This is a genomic window from Sphingobium limneticum, assembly GCF_008710165.1.
Lineage (GTDB): Bacteria > Pseudomonadota > Alphaproteobacteria > Sphingomonadales > Sphingomonadaceae > Sphingobium > Sphingobium limneticum.
Genome location: NZ_VYQA01000004.1, coordinates 296,387 through 313,827 on the forward strand (window position 1 = coordinate 296,387; position 17,441 = coordinate 313,827).

At 64.0% G+C, this 17,441-nt stretch carries 18 protein-coding genes; 8 read left to right on the forward strand and 10 right to left on the reverse strand.

Translation table 11 applies throughout. The annotated features are described in order from the left end of the window. Positions 1-4 precede the first annotated feature (4 nt). From F4U95_RS07875 to F4U95_RS07900, 6 genes are all read right to left on the reverse strand, one after another. The gene (locus F4U95_RS07875; protein WP_150425236.1) at positions 5-727 is read right to left on the reverse strand and encodes a winged helix-turn-helix domain-containing protein; all 723 of its coding nucleotides are present in this window, start codon (positions 725-727) and stop codon (positions 5-7) included. 90 nt (positions 728-817) lie between these two features. Then, the gene (gene dapD / locus F4U95_RS07880) at positions 818-1,657 is read right to left on the reverse strand and encodes a 2,3,4,5-tetrahydropyridine-2,6-dicarboxylate N-succinyltransferase (RefSeq protein ID WP_150425237.1); all 840 of its coding nucleotides are present in this window, start codon (positions 1,655-1,657) and stop codon (positions 818-820) included. Then, positions 1,654-2,325: a pyrimidine 5'-nucleotidase gene (locus F4U95_RS07885; RefSeq protein WP_150425238.1), complete on the reverse strand. Its 672-nt coding sequence runs from the start codon at positions 2,323-2,325 to the stop codon at positions 1,654-1,656. The genes dapD and F4U95_RS07885 overlap by 4 nt, the downstream gene beginning before the upstream one ends. 41 nt (positions 2,326-2,366) lie before the next feature. Then, positions 2,367-2,855: a DUF3617 domain-containing protein gene (locus F4U95_RS07890; RefSeq protein WP_150425239.1), complete on the reverse strand. Its 489-nt coding sequence runs from the start codon at positions 2,853-2,855 to the stop codon at positions 2,367-2,369. Between the two features lie 102 nt (positions 2,856-2,957). Next, the gene (locus F4U95_RS07895; protein ID WP_150425240.1) at positions 2,958-3,830 is read right to left on the reverse strand and encodes an LOG family protein; all 873 of its coding nucleotides are present in this window, start codon (positions 3,828-3,830) and stop codon (positions 2,958-2,960) included. 606 nt (positions 3,831-4,436) lie between these two features. Then, positions 4,437-5,126, reverse strand: coding sequence for an extensin family protein (locus F4U95_RS07900; RefSeq protein ID WP_150425271.1), 690 nt, complete (start codon positions 5,124-5,126; stop codon positions 4,437-4,439). Between the two features lie 159 nt (positions 5,127-5,285). Between F4U95_RS07900 and F4U95_RS07905 the strand changes: the two genes are divergently transcribed. The 7 genes from F4U95_RS07905 to F4U95_RS07935 all read left to right on the forward strand — a co-directional run bounded on the left by F4U95_RS07905 (position 5,286) and on the right by F4U95_RS07935 (position 12,108). Further along, on the forward strand, positions 5,286-6,446 hold the full coding sequence (locus F4U95_RS07905) for a phosphoserine transaminase (RefSeq protein ID WP_150425241.1): 1,161 nt from the start codon (positions 5,286-5,288) through the stop codon (positions 6,444-6,446). A gap of 129 nt (positions 6,447-6,575) precedes the next feature. Continuing rightward, complete coding sequence (gene serA / locus F4U95_RS07910; RefSeq protein WP_150425242.1) at positions 6,576-8,156, forward strand: phosphoglycerate dehydrogenase; 1,581 nt, start codon at positions 6,576-6,578, stop codon at positions 8,154-8,156. A 57-nt stretch (positions 8,157-8,213) separates the two neighbouring features. Beyond that, on the forward strand, positions 8,214-8,600 hold the full coding sequence (locus F4U95_RS07915) for an endonuclease domain-containing protein (RefSeq protein ID WP_282960134.1): 387 nt from the start codon (positions 8,214-8,216) through the stop codon (positions 8,598-8,600). Between the two features lie 10 nt (positions 8,601-8,610). Then, on the forward strand, positions 8,611-9,735 hold the full coding sequence (locus F4U95_RS07920; RefSeq protein ID WP_150425244.1) for an ATP phosphoribosyltransferase regulatory subunit: 1,125 nt from the start codon (positions 8,611-8,613) through the stop codon (positions 9,733-9,735). 135 nt (positions 9,736-9,870) lie between these two features. Further along, positions 9,871-11,160, forward strand: coding sequence for an adenylosuccinate synthase (locus F4U95_RS07925; protein WP_150425245.1), 1,290 nt, complete (start codon positions 9,871-9,873; stop codon positions 11,158-11,160). Between the two features lie 134 nt (positions 11,161-11,294). Further along, positions 11,295-11,477 carry a hypothetical protein gene (locus F4U95_RS07930; protein ID WP_120251698.1) on the forward strand — a complete coding sequence of 61 codons (183 nt, stop codon included), beginning with the start codon at positions 11,295-11,297 and terminating at the stop codon, positions 11,475-11,477. 61 nt (positions 11,478-11,538) lie between these two features. After that, positions 11,539-12,108 carry an NADPH-dependent FMN reductase gene (locus F4U95_RS07935; RefSeq protein ID WP_150425246.1) on the forward strand — a complete coding sequence of 190 codons (570 nt, stop codon included), beginning with the start codon at positions 11,539-11,541 and terminating at the stop codon, positions 12,106-12,108. Here the strand turns inward: F4U95_RS07935 and F4U95_RS07940 are convergent. Together F4U95_RS07940 and F4U95_RS07945 are read right to left on the reverse strand one after the other, a co-directional pair. Next, complete coding sequence (locus F4U95_RS07940) at positions 12,071-12,697, reverse strand: Pr6Pr family membrane protein (protein WP_246171527.1); 627 nt, start codon at positions 12,695-12,697, stop codon at positions 12,071-12,073. The genes F4U95_RS07935 and F4U95_RS07940 overlap by 38 nt on opposite strands. Continuing rightward, entirely contained in the window at positions 12,694-14,007 is a 1,314-nt protein-coding gene (locus tag F4U95_RS07945; protein WP_150425247.1) for a dicarboxylate/amino acid:cation symporter, read from the reverse strand. Before F4U95_RS07945 ends, F4U95_RS07940 begins: the two co-directional genes overlap by 4 nt. Before the next feature lie 155 nt (positions 14,008-14,162). Here F4U95_RS07945 and F4U95_RS07950 point away from each other — a divergent pair, with 155 nt between their 5' ends. Next, positions 14,163-15,047, forward strand: coding sequence for a bestrophin family protein (locus F4U95_RS07950; RefSeq protein WP_150425248.1), 885 nt, complete (start codon positions 14,163-14,165; stop codon positions 15,045-15,047). 66 nt (positions 15,048-15,113) lie between these two features. Here the strand turns inward: F4U95_RS07950 and F4U95_RS07955 are convergent, their stop codons facing one another. Then, positions 15,114-16,445: a dicarboxylate/amino acid:cation symporter gene (locus F4U95_RS07955; RefSeq protein ID WP_120252297.1), complete on the reverse strand. Its 1,332-nt coding sequence runs from the start codon at positions 16,443-16,445 to the stop codon at positions 15,114-15,116. Between the two features lie 168 nt (positions 16,446-16,613). Next, on the reverse strand, positions 16,614-17,189 hold the full coding sequence (pdxH, locus tag F4U95_RS07960; protein ID WP_150425249.1) for a pyridoxamine 5'-phosphate oxidase: 576 nt from the start codon (positions 17,187-17,189) through the stop codon (positions 16,614-16,616). Positions 17,190-17,441: the final 252 nt, after the last annotated feature.

Genomic DNA, 17,441 nt, shown 5'->3' on the forward strand with positions numbered 1-17,441 from the left:
TCGCTTAGTGGGTGACGCTGTGGACGAACATATAGCCTTCGTTGCGGATCGTGCGGATGACCGGGCCTTTGAGGCCGCAGGCCGACAGCTTCCGCCGCAATCGGCATAGCTGCACGTCGATCGAGCGATCATAATGGTCGCTGGTCGCGCCATAGACCCGGTCGAGCAGGCGGGTGCGGTCCAGCACCTGGCGCGGATGTTCGATGAAGGCCCGCAGCAACTGAAATTCGCCGTCCGACAGGGCGACGGCCATGCCGACCGGGTTGAACAGCTGGCCGGTGGTCATGTCCACGCGCCAGCCCTCGAACGATGCGACGCTGCGGGCGACAGGTGCCTGCACCGCCCGCGCCGATCCCGTACGGCCGCGCAGGGCGGCGCGGATGCGGGCAAGCAGTTCGCGCGGATTGGCGGGTTTGCTCAGGCAATCTTCGGCGCCCATTTCCAGCGCGGCGATCCGATCCGCATCGCCACAGGCGGCGCTATGGACGATCACCGGCAGGCGGCGCTCGATCGCAAGCTCGCGCAGCAGCGCGGCGCCCTGACCCGGCGCGACGTCGGGGTCGAGCACCACCAGCGCATAATCCTCTTGCTCCAGCCGCTCGCGCATCTGGAGCGCGGAGGCGGCGCCGGTGACATGCAGGCCGTAGCGGGTGAAATTATCGGCCAACTGGCCGATCTGGGTGGCGTCATCGTCAACGATGAGCAGGCGATTGGGCAGGACCGTCATATCCGCAAGGACGCTGCCGCCGGCGCAGAACCGTCTCGTCCGTGCGATAGTGTCAGCGGGGTGGCGCCAGGCCACCCCGCCGGACTGCGATCAGTCGCGCAGCAGCTCGTTGATGCCGGTCTTCGACCGCGTCTGCGCGTCCACGCGCTTGACGATCACGGCGCAATAGAGGCTGGGACCGGGCGTGCCGTCGGGCAGGGGCTTGCCGGGCAGCGAACCGGGGACGACGACCGAATAGGGCGGGACTTCGCCGATGAAGACTTCGCCTGTGGAGCGGTCCACGATCTTGGTCGACATGCCGATGAACACGCCCATCGACAGGACCGAGCCCTTGCCGATGCGCACGCCTTCCACGACTTCGGACCGGGCGCCGATGAAGCAATCATCCTCGATGATGACGGGGTCGGCCTGAAGCGGTTCCAGCACGCCGCCGATGCCCACGCCGCCCGACAGATGGACATTCTTGCCGATCTGGGCGCAGCTGCCGACCGTCACCCAGGTGTCGACCATCGTGCCTTCATCGACGAACGCGCCGATATTGACGAAGCTGGGCATCAGGATGACGTTCTTGGCGATGTGGCTGCCGGCGCGGGCGAAGCTGCCCGGCACGGCGCGGAAACCGGCGGCGCGGAAGGCGGCCTCGTCCCAGCCGGCGAACTTGCTCGGCACCTTGTCCCACCAATGGCCCGCGCCCGGCCCATTGTCGATCAGCACATTGTCGTTCAGACGGAAGCTGAGCAGCACGGCCTTCTTCGCCCACTGGTTGACCTGCCAGCCGGCTTCGGTCGGCTGCGCCACGCGCAGTTCTCCCTTGTCGAGCAGGGCCAGCGCCTGATTGACGGCCGACCGCACATCGCCCTGCGTCTGGAGATTGACGTTGGCGCGGTCTTCCCATGCGGCATCGATGGTGGTGATCAGGTCTTGGCTCATGCTGCTTCCCCAATGATTTTCGCCAGAAATGGCGTCAGATGGTCGGTTTCATAATCGATGAAATCGGGATGATGGTCGTGATTGCCCGCTTCGGAGCCATTATTGACCCAGATGGTCGTCATGCCGATCGCCTTGGCGGGCTTGAGGTTGCGGGCCATGTCCTCGAAAAAGGCGGCGCGGGTCGGATCGATGGCATGGACTTGGCACAATTCCGCATAGCCCGACGGGTCGGGCTTCGGGATATATTGGCAGGCATGGATGTCGTGGATCAGCTCGAACGCCTGCGCCAGGCCCAGCTTTTCCAGCACACGGCCGGCATAGGCGGCGTCGCCATTGGTGAAGATCAGCCGGCGGCCGGGCAGGGCGGCGATATGGGCGTTCAACGCCGCATCCACTTCCAGCCGGTCCATCGAGATATCGTGGACATAGTCCAGGAATGCGTGCGGTTCGATGCCATGATGGTGCATCAGGCCCGACAGCGTCGTGCCATGCTCCATGAAATAGCGCTTCTGCGTCTGCCGCGCGATCACCGGGTCGCAGCCGAGCAGGCCCTGGATGAACTCGCCCATCTTCACGTCGATCAGCGCGAACAGGTCCGCCTTCGCCGGATAGAGCGTATTGTCCAGATCGAAGATCCAGGTGTCGACATGGGCGAGGTCACCGAGCATGGCCGCGCCCTAAAGCGGTCAGCGGTTCAGGGCAAGTCCGCTCACTTGGGGCAATCGCCCAGTCGCCGATAGTCGTGGCGCCATGTCGCGGCGGGCACCTTGCCGGGGACGGCCGGGGTCTTCACCGACACGACCCAATGTTCTTCCCGCCCGCTGCGCACGATCTCGCCGGGCATGCTGGCGGCCGGGGCCGTGACGCCCAGTTCGGGGATACGGATCGCCGGGCAGTTCAGGGTGAAGCTCGCCTTGCTGAAAGAATCGAACCCCACGCTGATCGGACATATTTGTTCGCTCGGCCCGGCCGCAAGCGATTCCCGGATCATCGCCTGCAATTGCGCAGCGGAAATGCAGGCGCGTTCCTGCCGGTCGGGTGCTGCCGGGTTTTTGGGGATGGTGGTGAAGCTGTGCGTCCACAGGCCCGGCTTCACATCGCGCAATATCGTCAGTTTGGACAGGTCGCTGGAGCCGGGCGCCGCCGCGATCAACCCGCAGGCCATGGCCGATAGTGCAGCGCGCTTGGTCCAGTTCATGCCATCTCCTCTGATCTTCTGAAGATCAGGGATGGCACGGACAGGTGACGCCGCCAAAGTCATGGCGCGCCGCCTGTCCGTTTTTCGGCTCGACTGGTCGGATCAGCCGGCCGTCTGGCTGTCCTGATAAAAGGCCTGCACCGCGTCCCAAGCCTCTTGCGCGCTTTCGACCCAGGTGAGCAGATTGAGGTCGCTGTGCGAAATCACGCCTTCGTCGGCCAGCGCCTCGAAATCGATGACGCGTGTCCAGAAATCCTTGCCGAACAGCAGGATCGGGATCGGCTTCATCTTGCCGGTCTGGATCAGCGTCAGCAGCTCGAACATTTCGTCGAACGTGCCGAAGCCGCCGGGGAAGACGGCAAGCGCGCGGGCGCGCAGCAGGAAGTGCATCTTGCGCAGCGCGAAATAGTGGAACTGGAAACTCAGCTCCGGCGTCACATAGGGGTTGGGCGCCTGCTCGTGCGGCAGGACGATGTTCATGCCGATGGTGGTCTGGCCGACATCCTGCGCGCCCCGATTGGCGGCTTCCATGATCGACGGGCCACCGCCCGAGCAGACCACGAAGTGGCGACCGCCCTCCGCATTGACGGGATATTGGGCCGAAATCCGTGCCAGCTTGCGCGCTTCGTCATAATAGCGGGCCTTGGCGCCCAGATTTTCGGCGATGCGCTTCTGTTCGGGGGTGGTTGCCGCGTCGATCCGCGCCTGCACCTGATCGGGCTCGGGGATACGCGCGGAGCCATAGAAGACGAAGGTCGATTCGATCTGCGCCTCGTCCATCAGCAATTGGGGTTTCAGCAGTTCCAGCTGGAACCGCACCGGCCGCAGATCGTCACGCAGCAGGAATTCGGTATCCTGATAGGCCAGCTTATAGGCGGCGCTCTGCGTCTGGGGGGTGCCAAGCTGCTTCTTGGCGTCATGGGCCTCTTCGCGGGCCGGGCGGAATTTGCGTTCTTCGATTTCTTTTTTCGTCATTTGCGCCAACTTAGTGTGCGCCGGTGACAAATCCAAGTCCGCATCGACGCAGGATGCGCGGAGGGCTTAACTTCCCATATTTCCCGCGGATCGTGAAATATCGTTGCCTTGCCATGATCCTATCGGAAAGTCAGATTTCTGAACCGGTTGTCCACCCGATCATCGCATCGTCGGCCAGTGTAGGACAGGCCAGGTTGGGTGGTGAGCAGCTAGTCCGCTTTTGGCGGCAGTGGAGGATTATTCGCTGTTCCACCATCCAACCGTTCAGCTCTCTGCCGTTGCCTTTTCGGACGCCTTTTTCGCCCCTTGAACCAAGTAACATCTGCTTCTTGCACTCGTTCAAGAAGCGACATGCATTCAACAGGATGGGCTGACTTATAGATGCACAAGTGCATTTCCATGCAATCAACACAAATGTTCGCGTCAGCCGACAATATGCCCCATGGGTCAACACCGACGGGGGCATTGCAGAAGCTGCACATCTGATTTTCGACAGGAGTGAACATCGCCACAAGATGCCATTAGCGGATAACGTCCGCAATCAGGAAGCCTTGCAATCTAACGCAACGTCAACAAATGGTCGGATGCCGTCATCACCGTGCAAGATTAACGACAAAATCCCCCACGCCCGCCCATGTCGAAATGGAAATGGTCGCGATGGGCGGCGTTATAGTCGGGGCTGAGCACGGTGTTGAACCGTTTGCAGGCGCTGGCGTGGACGATCTTCAGGAACTGGCGGGTCTGTTTGTCGCCGTCCCAATCCTTCTGGATGCTGATTCGCCGGCCGTCGGACAGGACGAAGGCGGATACGTCGATTGCGTTGCTGTGCGCATGTTCGGACAGCTTGCCGCTGCCCGCGATCGGGCGGCAATTATAGGTGCCGAACGTCTCGATCTTCTCGATCTCCGCGCCGAAGATGACGCGCGCGGCGGGTTGTACACCAAACTTCGCCCAGGCCGCGAAATTGGCGGCGAGGTTGCAGGTGATCGCGCCGATGCCGGTCGTCGGCACGCCGATGTCGATCAGTTTGACGCTATTTACTGCGCTGCATCCGCCGCCGAAATTCCGGTCGGGCAGGGGGGTGAAGGCCACCGCCTGCGACTGGAGTTTGGCGAAACATTGGCGCGTTTCCATGGCGGGTTGCGCCGGTGCGCGGACGGGCGGCGGCGGTTTGGGCGCGCTTGCCACGCGCCCGCGCGGGACCAGATCGCCGCTACAGGCGCTCAGCATGATCGCACAGGCGACGGCCAGAGCCGCGCCGCGCAGAAGTCCAGTTTCTGTCACCCGCTCTTCCATGAATCGGATGTTTACCATCCCGAATCTTTACGAAAGTTAACCGGCGATGCGGCTCGTCGCATTTCGACAAACGGCTTGACTCTTTTTTCGGCGACATTAGTGCGGCCGACGGGCCACGCGGTCCCAACGCCGCGCAGCTCTCTGTAAGGAGAAGCATACATGACTAATTTGACTGCCGTCGACGCCACCATTGCGCCTGCTGTAAAGCCCGCCAGCCGTCCGGCCCGCCCCTTTTTCTCTTCCGGTCCCTGCGCCAAGCCTCCGGGCTGGGATGCCGCCAAGCTGGCTACCGATTCGCTCGGCCGTTCGCACCGCGCCAAGATCGGCAAGACCCGCCTTGCCTACAGCATCGACCTGATGCGTGAGCTGCTGAACCTGCCCGACACCCACCGCATCGGCATCGTCCCCGGTTCCGACACCGGCGCGTTCGAAATGGCGATGTGGACCATGCTGGGCGCGCGCCCGGTGACGACGCTGGCCTGGGAAAGCTTCGGCGAAGGCTGGGTGACGGACGCTGCCAAGCAGCTCAAGCTCGACCCCACCGTCATCCGCGCCGACTATGGCCAGTTGCCCGACCTTTCGACGGTCGATTTCAGCACCGACGTGTTGTTCACCTGGAACGGCACCACGTCGGGCGTGCGCGTGCCGAACGCCGACTGGATTCCGGCCGACCGCGAAGGGCTGACCTTCGCCGACGCGACCAGCGCCGTGTTCGCCTATGACATCGACTGGGCGAAGATCGACGTCGCCACCTTCTCCTGGCAGAAGGTGCTGGGCGGTGAGGGCGGCCATGGCGTGCTGATCCTCGGCCCGCGCGCCGTCGAACGCCTCGAAACCCACACCCCGGCATGGCCGCTGCCCAAGGTGTTCCGCCTGATGGCGAAGGGCAAGCTCGCCGAAGGCGTGTTCAAGGGCGAGACGATCAACACCCCCTCCATGCTGGCCGTGGAAGACGCGATCTTTGCCCTCGAATGGGGCAAGTCGCTGGGCGGTTCGGCCGGCCTGATCGCGCGCAGCGATGCCAATGCGGCTGCGCTGGGCAAGATCGTCGCGGACCGCGATTGGCTCGGCCATCTCGCCGTCGATGAAGCGTCGCGGTCGAAGACCAGCGTCTGCCTGACCGTCGAAGGCGCCGACGAAGCCTTTATCAAGGCCTTCGCCGCCCTCCTCGAAAAGGAAGGCGCCGCCTATGACGTCGCGGGCTATCGCGACGCCCCGGCCGGCCTGCGCATCTGGTGCGGCGCGACCGTCGAAACGGCGGATATCGAAGCGCTCGGTCCCTGGCTCGACTGGGCCTATGCGACCGTGAAGGCTGCTTAATTTCTCATAATTGTCGTCATTCCCGCGAAAGCGGGAATCCATTTCCGGCCCTATCGACAGGTGCAATGTCGAGAGATGGATCCCCGCCTTCGCGGGGATGACGGGACTATTTTCCAAAAGGAAACCCAGATGCCTAAAGTCCTTATTTCCGACAAGATGGACCCCCGCGCCGCCGCAATCTTCAAGGAACGCGGCGTCGAAGTCGACGTCATCACCGGCAAGACCCCCGAAGAACTGATCGCCATCATCGGCGACTATGATGGCCTCGCTATCCGTTCGTCCACCAAGGTGACGAAGGAAATCCTGGACGCCGCGACCAACCTCAAGGTCATCGGCCGCGCCGGCATCGGCGTCGACAATGTCGATATTCCTTATGCCTCGTCCAAGGGCGTGATCGTGATGAACACGCCGTTCGGCAACTCCATCACCACTGCCGAACATGCCATCGCGCTGATGTTCGCGCTCGCCCGCCAGTTGCCCGAGGCGAACGCGCAGACGCAGCAGGGCTTGTGGCCCAAAAATGGCTTCATGGGCGTGGAAGTCACCGGCAAGACGCTGGGCCTGATCGGCGCTGGCAATATCGGTTCGATCGTTGCGACCCGCGCGCTGGGCCTCAAGATGAAGGTCGTCGCTTTCGATCCTTTCCTGACGCCGGAACGCGCCATCGAAATGGGCGTGGAAAAGGCTGATCTGGACACGCTGCTGGCCAAGGCCGACTTCATCACGCTGCACACGCCGCTGACCGACCAGACCCGCAACATCCTGAGCCGCGAAAATCTGGCCAAGACCAAGAAGGGCGTGCGCATCATCAACTGTGCGCGTGGTGGCCTGATCGACGAAGCGGCGCTGAAGGACGCGCTGGATTCGGGCCAGGTCGCGGGCGCGGCTCTGGACGTGTTCCAGACCGAACCGGCCAAAGAATCGCCGCTGTTCGGCACCCCCAACTTCATCTGCACCCCGCATCTGGGCGCGTCGACCGACGAAGCGCAGGTCAATGTCGCGTTGCAGGTCGCCGATCAGCTGTCCGACTATCTGCTGGACGGTGGCATCACCAACGCGCTGAACGTGCCCAGCCTGTCGGCGGAGGAAGCGCCCAAGCTCAAGCCCTATATGGCGCTGGCGGAAAAGCTGGGCAGCCTGATCGGCCAGCTGGAAGGCGACCAGATCAGCGGCGTTGCCGTCGAAGTGGAAGGCCATGCCGCCGAACTGAACCAGAAGCCCATCACCGCCGCCGTTCTCGCCGGCCTGATGCGCGTCTATTCGGACACGGTGAACATGGTCAACGCGCCGTTCCTGGCGAAGGAACGCGGCCTGGACGTGCGCGAAGTGCGCCATGACCGCGAAGGCGATTATCAGACGCTGGTGCGCGTCACGGTCACCACCGAAAGCGGCGAGCGTTCGGTCGCCGGCACGCTGTTCGGCCACGCCCAGCCGCGTCTGGTCGAACTGTTCGGCATCAAGGTGGAAGCCGATCTGGACGGTACGATGCTCTACATCGTCAACCAGGACGCGCCGGGCTTCATCGGCCGTCTGGGGTCGAAGCTGGGCGAATCGGACGTCAATATCGGCACCTTCCATCTGGGCCGTCGCAACCAGGGCGGCGAAGCCGTGCTGCTGCTGTCGGTGGACGGCACCGTCACCGAACCGCTGCGCTGGGAAATCTGCAATCTCACCGGCGTGAAGCAGGTGAAGCTGCTGCGTTTCGCGTAAGCTGCCTTAAAAGCCCTCTCCCCATTGGGGGAGAGGGTTGGGAGAGGGGGATCAACGTTGCGCCTGGACCCGACGCTGAAACAGCGCGCCAGACAGATGCGCGCCACCCCGACCCCCGCCGAACAAAAACTATGGCTCGCCCTTCGCGCCAACCGCTTTGAAAATCAGCAATTTACGCGCCAGACGATCATTGCGCCTTATATCGTGGACTTCGCGTCCAAGGCCGCGCGCCTCATCATCGAAATAGATGGGGATACACATTCCGCCCAACATCGCTATGACGCGCGGCGAACAGAGTTTCTGGAATCGCTGGGCTATCATGTGATCCGCTTTGCCAATCCCGATGTGATGGGGAATATCGAAGGGGTGCTGAGCATGATTGCGCAGGCGTTGCGCGAAACCCCCTCTCCCCAACCCTCCCCCCAAGGGGGGAGGGAGCCATAAGGTGTCTGCCATGATCCCGCCAAGCCTCCTGCCGGAGGGCCTCTCCGATCGCTTGCCGCCGCAGGCCGAAGCCTCTGCGCGTCTGGCGCGCCGCGTGCTCGATACGGTGGCGACCCATGGCTATGAACGGGTGATGCCGCCGCTCGCGGAGTTTGAGGATACGCTGACGCAGCGTTTGAAGTCGATGCGCGCGCAGGATCTGGTCCGCACCGTCGATCCCGTGTCGCAGCGCAGCCTGGCCTTCCGCCCGGACATGACGGCGCAGGTCGGCCGTATCGCCGCCACCCGTCTGGCGACCGCGCCCCGCCCGCTGCGCCTGTCCTATGCCGGCCCGGTGATTCGCCAGAAGGCCAGCCAGTTGCGCCCCGAGCGCGAGAAGCTCCAGCTGGGCGCCGAACTGATCGGCAGCGACAGTGCCGCCGCCGCGGTCGAGATCGTCAATATCGCGATCGAGGCGTTGCAGGCCGCCGGCGTCACCGGCATCACCATCGACTTCACCCTGCCCGACCTGATCGACGCGCTGGCCGCCGGGCCGTTGCCGCTCGCCCCCAATGAGATCGAAGCGGTGCGCGCAGAACTGGATGCCAAGGATGCCGGCGCGCTGGTGGCGATCAGCCCGGCCGCTGCCGCCTATCTGCCGCTCATCGAAGCGACCGGCCCGTTCCACGCCGCAATGGAGCGGTTGGAGGCGTTGAGCGCGCAACTGGGCGGCGCGATCGACAGCCGCATCGCGGGCCTGCGCGCCATCGCCAAGCCGATCGGCTGGGACATCACCCTGACGCTCGATCCGACCGAACGGCATGGCTTTGAATTTCAGAACTGGTTCGGCTTCTCCATCTTCGCCGAGGGCTTCATCGGCGAAATCGGTCGCGGCGGCAGCTATGCCATCGCCCGTGCCGATGGGGCGGACGAGCCGGCCATGGGCTTTTCGCTCTATCCCGATCCGCTGATCGACGCCGGTTTCGGCGGCGAAGCGCCCAAGCGCCTGTTCCTGCCGCTCGGCCATGACGCGGCGCGCGCCGCGCAGTTGCGGGCCGAAGGCTGGCACACGGTCGCGGCCCTGTCGGAAGGCGAAGATGGCGCCGCCCAGCGTTGCTCGCACTGGCTGGATGGCGCAAAGCCCAGCGCCTATTGACTTGACTTCATCAGGGCAGCGCGGCTAACCCGCGCCCCGCATCAAGGGCGCACCATGCGCCCGATTATCCCACCGGCATGCCGAGTCCCGTCGAAGGGCATGGCCGGTCCGCGCGGCGGGCGGAGGACTGTATCTGTGGCAAATGTGACCGTGATCGGCGCTCAGTGGGGCGACGAAGGCAAGGGCAAGATCGTCGACTGGCTGTCGGAACGTGCCGATGTCGTCGCCCGTTTTCAGGGCGGCCATAATGCCGGCCACACGCTGGTCGTAGGCGAAAAGGTCTATAAGCTTTCGTTGCTGCCGTCGGGCATCGTGCGCGGCACTCTGTCGGTCATCGGCAATGGCGTCGTGCTCGACCCCTGGCACTTCCGCGATGAAGTCGCCAAGCTGGCCGGGCAGGGCGTGGAAATCACGCCGGAAAACCTCCAGATCGCCGAAACCTGCCCGCTGATCCTGCCGTTCCACCGCGACCTTGACGGCCTGCGCGAAGACGCATCGGGAGCCGGCAAGATCGGCACCACCCGTCGCGGCATCGGCCCGGCCTATGAGGACAAGGTCGGTCGCCGCGCGATCCGCGTGTGCGATCTGGCGCATCTGGACGACCTCGACCTTCAGATCGATCGCCTGACCGCCCATCATGACGCGCTTCGTGCCGGTTTCGGCGAAGCGCCGATCGATCGCGCCCAGTTGATGGCGGATCTGACCGAAATCGCGGCATTCATCCTGCCTTTCGTCAAGCCCGTCTGGCTGACGCTGAACAAGGCGAAGGCGGCCGGCCAGCGCATCCTGTTCGAAGGGGCGCAGGGCACGCTGCTCGATATCGACCATGGCACCTATCCGTTCGTCACCTCGTCGAACACGGTGGCGGGTACGGCGGCGAGCGGCACTGGCCTTGGCCCCAATGCCGCCGGTTTCGTGCTGGGCATCGTGAAGGCCTATACCACCCGCGTCGGCTCCGGCCCGTTCCCGACCGAACTGGACGACGCCACCGGCCAGCGGCTGGGCGAACGCGGTCATGAATTCGGCACCGTCACCGGGCGCAAGCGCCGTTGCGGCTGGTTCGACGCGGTGCTGGTGCGCCAGTCGGTCGCCGTGTCGGGCGTGACCGGCATCGCGCTGACCAAGCTGGACGTGTTGGACGGGTTCGAGACTCTCAAAATCTGCGTCGGCTATCGCATCGGCGACCAAACCTTCGATTACCTGCCTGCCCATGCGCAGGACCAGGCGAAGGCCGAGCCGATCTACGAGGATATCGAAGGCTGGCAGGATACGACGGCGGGCGCCCGCAGCTGGGCCGAACTGCCCGCGCAGGCGATCAAATATATCCGCCGTATCGAAGAACTGATCGGTTGCCCGGTCACGCTGGTATCCACATCGCCGGAACGCGACGACACCATCCTCGTCCGCGACCCCTTCGCGGATTGATTTTTTTGGGTTTCAGCTGAGCTGAAACCGATCGGCACCGGCCCGCTCCCCCACCCGGCCACCCATATGATACTGCCGTTGGGTGGCCGGGTGGGGGAGCGGGCCGGTGCGGTTCTCTCGACAAAGGAAATCCGATGGCAGGCGATCGTTTCGAACGGCACAAGCAGCCCTGGACTCAGGATGAGATCCAGAAGCTGCATACGCTCGCCAAGAAGGGCATGGCGCTCAAGGCGATCGCCAAGGCGCTGACCCGCAGCGAAGAATCGACCAAGGCCCGCGCCAAGGAAGACGGGCTGAACATCGCCAAGCTGCGGTAAGAGTGGACGTTGCCGGGCGCCGGTGCGACAAGCCGTTCCATCACAACAGGAAAGGCTTCGCATGGCGCTCGACATCCTCGTTCTCTACGGTTCCTATCGGCGCGGCCGGCTCGGCATTCGGCTGGCCGACTATCTGATCCGGGGTTTCGAAGGACTGGGCCACAAGGCGGAACTGATCGACGCAAAGGCGATCGACCTGCCCATGCTCGACCTGCGCTACAGCGACTATCCGGCTGGGCAAGCGCCCGCCGCCATGGCGCAACTGGCCGATCGCCTGTCCACCGCCGATGCCTTCGTGTTTGTCGCGGGCGAATATAATCGGGGCATGCAGCCGGGCCTTAAAAATCTGGTCGATCATTATCTCGAGGAATTTGATCGCCGCCCCGCCGCCATCGCCAGCTACTCGGCGGGCCGCTTTGCCGGCGTCAACAGCCATGCCGACTGGACGGTGACGCTGTCGGCCATGGGCATGGCGATCGTGCCGGAACGGCTGAGCGTCGGCCAGATCGGCCAGACGTTGGACGAGCAGGCGCAACCGCAGGGCGAAGGTGGCGCGGCGCTGGAGCGCGGTTTTACCGGTTTTGCGAAAAACCTTATCTGGTGGAGCGAAGCCGCGAAGGCCGCGCGCTGAACCGCCTGTCGATCCAGACCAGCACATAACCCGCCAGCACGAAGCCGATCGCGATCAGCAGCGCGTTGATCGCGACCTGCCCCCATCCCAGCTTCGCGACATTGATGAAGGGATAGGCATAGGCCCGCTCCATCATGCCGCGGATCAGGGCATAGGGCAGATAGGCCGCCGGAAATATCGCCCAGATCCACGGATCGCGGCGGTTCAGCCGCCCCTTGCGGGCGAAGGCGATCCACCAGAGCGGCGCCAGCAGCGGCGTCACTTTGTGCAGCAGCGTGTCGGCCAGCAACGCGCCACCGCTGAGCGAGAGCAGGCCGCGCAGCAACAGGCCGTAGATGATGCCGACCAGCAGGATCGCCAGCACCGTGCCGCCCACGCGCCGAGGCGACACATGCCGCCCCAATGCGATCGGCCCGAATGTGATGACGACCAATATATTGGCCCAGATGGTGAAGAAGCGCAGTATCGTCCACAGCGTTTCGCCGACCGATCCCGTTTGCGTCAGCGTGGCGTCGAACTGGACGCAAAGGCCCGTCAATGCGGTCAGCGCGACGATGGCTGCCCCGATCCGCGCCATAGCTCCCTTCATGCCCGCGCTTCCTCCCGCCCGTCATCCTCGCCTGCGGAGATCACCGTAGCAGCGACCAGATCGCCCGTCACGTTGAGCGCGGTGCGGCACATGTCGAGGAAACGATCGACGCCCAGCACCAGCCCGATGCCTTCGGGCGGCACGCCGACCATGCCCAATATCATCGCCACCACCGGCAGCGATCCGGCCGGCACGCCCGCCGTTCCCACGCCACCCAATATGCACACCGCCATCACCATCAACTGCTGGCCGAGCGACAAATCCACGCCGAAAAACTGCGCCAGGAAAATGACGGTAATGCCTTCGAACATCGCCGTGCCATTCTGGTTGGCGGTCGCGCCGATGGTCAGGACGAAGCGGGCTATGCGGCGGGGCAGGTACAGCTTCTCCTCCGCCACGCGAATGGCGGTGGGCAGGGTAGCGTTGGAGGAGGCGGTGGCAAAGGCCATGACGCTGGCCTCCTGTACCGCCGCGAAGAAGCGCAGCGGCGATCGGCGCGCGACAAAGGCGATCAGCAGCGAATAGACGCCGAACATCTGGAGCGCCAAGGCCAGCAACACCACGCCGACATAGGCGGACAGGCGGATGAGCAGATCCCATCCGAACTGCGCGGCAAGGTTGAACATGAAGCAGGCGATGGCGATCGGCGCCAGCCGGATGACGAGGCCCATCAGCCGCATCGTCACTTCGAACAGGCCCTCCATCGCGTTCAGCAACAGTTTGGACTGGTCCGTCTGCACCATCACCAGCCCGATGCCGAAGAAGAGGGCAAAGACCATCACCGCCAATATGTCGTTGCCGGCCATGGCGGCCACGATGTTGTCTGGGATGATGGCCAGCACAGCCTCCACCCCGGTCGGCGTGTCGCCGCCCCGGTTCAGGATCGCCTTCGCCCCTTGTCCGGCATCGGCCAGCAATGCCTGCGCCTGCGCGGGATCGACCCCGGCGCCCGGCCGCAACAGGTTGACCAGAACCAGGCTCAGCACCACCGCGATGCCCGACACGACCAGCGTGTAGACCAGGGTGCGCAAGCCCACCCTGCGCAGCGAGCGCAATTCGCCCATTTCGGCAATGCCCACGATCAGCGCCGACACCAGCAGCGGTATGACCAGCATGAACAGCAGCCGCAGGAAGACCTGGCCGATCGGCCCGGTGACATAGGTGGCGACAGTATCGACCCAGCGTGCGTCGGGCGCCGCCATATAGACGATCAGGCCCGCGATCAGCCCGGTCAGGAAACCACCCAGCATCTGCCACTGGAGCGACAGGGCCGCTTTCTTCTCGCCGGCGTCGGCCGCGTCGCTGCTCATGCCTGTCTCCGCTCGCCCCCATATCCTGTGGATTGTTGTGTAACGACCTGCAGCTGTGCAGGTTGCAGTCGCAGCAATGTTTCGTTTCGCTATGGCATCAAGGGAGCATTTCCGGGCCATTAGGCGTTGCGCCGGTTCATGATCAGGAGTTTTGCATGATAGTCGATGCCGTCCCCAGCATGCGCCGGATCGCATCCGAAATATGGAAGCCGTTGACGGTGCTGTTCATATGGGACTGCGCCGTGACGATCGCTTATTATGTCCTGCCTTTCAAGGCGCCCTCGCTGCCGCTGACCATCTTCGGTTCGGCGCTGGCGCTGTTCCTGGGCTTCCGGTCGAACAGCAGTTATCAGCGCTGGTGGGAAGGACGCATCCTATGGGGGGCGATGATCAACGCCTCGCGCAGCCTGTCGCGCGCCACCCGCAACTTCCTGCCCGATCCGGAGGCCAAGGATCTCAAGCGCGAGATCGTCAAGCGCCAGATCGCCTATGTGAACGCGCTGCGCTGCCAGTTGCGGCGTCAGCCGATCGGCGAGGATGTGACCGGCCTGCTGCGCGAAGAGGATAAGGGCAAGGCGCTGGCCCGCGCCAATCCCGCCAACGGCCTGCTCGACAGCACCGGCCGCCGGATCGACATGGCGCGACGCGAAGGCTGGATCGACACCATCCAGCAAAGCCAGATGGAGGCCGTGCTGGTCGATATCGCCAATGCGCAGGGCGGCATGGAGCGGCTGAAGAACACGCCCTTGCCCTATCAATATCGCTTCATCCCCACCGCCTTCACCCATCTCTTCTGCATCCTGCTGCCGATCGGGCTGGTCGAATCGCTGGGCTTCGCGACTCCGCTCGGTTCGACGGTGGCGGGCTTCATGTTCATGTCGGTGCTGCGGATCGGCGACGATCTGACCGATCCTTTTGCCGACAGCGTCCATGACGTGCCGCTGACCGCCATGTGTCGCACGATCGAGATCGACCTGCTGCAATCCATCGGCGACCCGGCGCCCGACCCGATCACACCGGTGCGCGGCATTCTCTGGTAGAATGGAAAAGGCCTCCGTTCGCTGGGAACGGAGGCCTTTTTCACATCATCGAAGGCAGGGCCTGCCTCAACCCTTGCGGTCGCCGTCCACCATGTCGGGCGCCAGTTCCAGGCCCGCGCGGCCATGGGCGGCGCCATGGGCAGGCGCCTTGGGATGCGCGACGTCGATCGGTTCCTCGACCTCCAGCATGCCTTCCCATTTGGTGATGACCGACGTGGCGATGGCGTTGCCCAGCACGTTGGTCGCGGTGCGGCCCATGTCCATGAAATGATCGACCGCCAGGATGAAGGCGATACCCTCGACCGGTAGGTCGAACTGGCCCAGCGTCGCGGCGACGACGACCAGCGACGCGCGCGGCACGGCGGCGATGCCCTTGCTGGTTACCATCAGCACCAGCAAAATGGTGATCTGCGTCGCGATCGGCAGGTCGATGCCATAGGCCTGCGCGATGAAGATCGTCGCGAAGGTCGAATACATCATCGACCCATCGAGGTTGAACGAATAGCCCAGCGGCAGCACGAAGCTGTAGATGCGGCGCGGGATGCCGAACCGGTCGAGCTGCTCCAGCATCTTGGGATAGGCCGCTTCGGACGAGGCGGTGGAAAAAGCGATCAGGATCGGTTCGCGCACATAGCGGATCAGCTTGAACATCCGCTTGCCCAGGAAAATCGCGCCCGCGCAGAACAGCAGCACCCACAGGCACATCAGCGCGATGTAGAATTCGCCGACCAGCGCGCCATAGGTCTTCAGCACGCCCAGACCCTGCACCGTCACGGACGAGGCGAGCGCACCGAACACCGCGAAGGGTGCGACGCGCATCACATAGCCCGTCACCTGCAACATCAGTTCGACCATCGCCTCGATCAGGGTGATGATCGGCTTGGCCTTGTCGCCGATGGCGGTGAGCGCGACGCCCACGAACAGGGAGAAGACGACGATTTGCAGGATCTGGTTGTCCGCCATCGCCCCGATCATGGAGGTCGGGAAGACGTGCAGGATGAAGTCGCGGAAATTGAGCGCTTCGGTATTCACGCCCGCATCCGCACCGGACCGGACCAGGTTGAGGCCGTCGCCCGGCGCGAAGAAATTGACGAAGATCAGGCCCAGGGTCAGCGAGATCAGGCTGGCGATGATGAACCAGGCGAGCGCGCGCCCGCCGATCCGCCCCAGCGCCGCGCTATCGCCCATATGGGCGATGCCCGCGACCAGCGTGGAAAAGACCAGCGGTGCGATGATCATCTTGATGAGGTGGAGAAAGATGTCGGCCAGCAGGTGGAAATAACCCGCCACATCCTTCGCCAGCGTCGCATCGCCGCCGATCATCTGATTGGCCACAAAGCCCGTTATCACCCCCAGGACCATGCCGATGAGGATGAAGGCCGTCAGTCTGTTTCGCATCAAATTCCTCTGGAGGCCCGAGAACGTGCCCCGTTTCATTATCCGTCTGTCAGGCCGACACCTAACAGGCGCATGGGGTGCCCGCAATCGGGGCCGCATCCACGCACATAGGACAAGACGAAGCAGGCGCGCCTTTCCACCCCCGCTTCCATGGCCCGCGTCAGGATATCAGGGGTAGAGCAGCCCTTGCGACCAGTCGCTTCCGGTCCGTTCGAACAGGCGACGCTCATGCAGCCGATGTTCGCGATCCTGCCAGAACTCGATCCGTTCCGGCGTCAGGCGAAAGCCCGACCAGTGCGGCGGACGCGGCACCGGGCCGCCGTCGAATCGGGCGCTGACCGCGTCGAACCGGTCCATGAAGGTGGCGCGGTCGGGCAGGGGGCGGGACTGGTCGGATGCCCAGGCGCCCAGCTGGCTATCGCGGCTGCGGGTGGCGAAATAGGCGTCGGCGGTGGCATCGTCGACCGGACCGACCGATCCTTCGATCCTGATCTGGCGGCGCAGCGACTTCCAGTGGAACAGCAGTGCGGCATGCGGATTGTCCAGCAGCTCGCCGGCCTTGCGCCCCTCGAAATTGGTGTAGAAGACGAAACCGTCCGGGCCATGCCCCTTGAGCAGCACCATGCGGACGGACGGCCGCCCGCGCGCATCGGCGGTGGCCAGCGCCATGGCATTGCTGTCGTTGAGTTCGGTGTCGCGCGCCTGCGCGTACCAGTCGTCGAAAAGGGCGAAGGGATCGGTCATGCCCGACCTGTAGGGCTGGGGCGTCTTCCTGTCGATAAGGGCCTGCCCATAACGGCCTGCCCATGAAGGCTATATCCGGGACGGCTGCACCCGCCCCGGATATGCTGTTTAGCAGGCTGCGGAAAAAGGGTTGGCAGAGCCGGCCATTGGCCTCGCTTTCGCCGTTTTCTAGCCCAAGGCGTCAGTCATTCTGGGAGGTAACCTTCCAGAATCCGGTCGTTTTTGACCGGCCTCGGGCGCTATGAGGCGCAG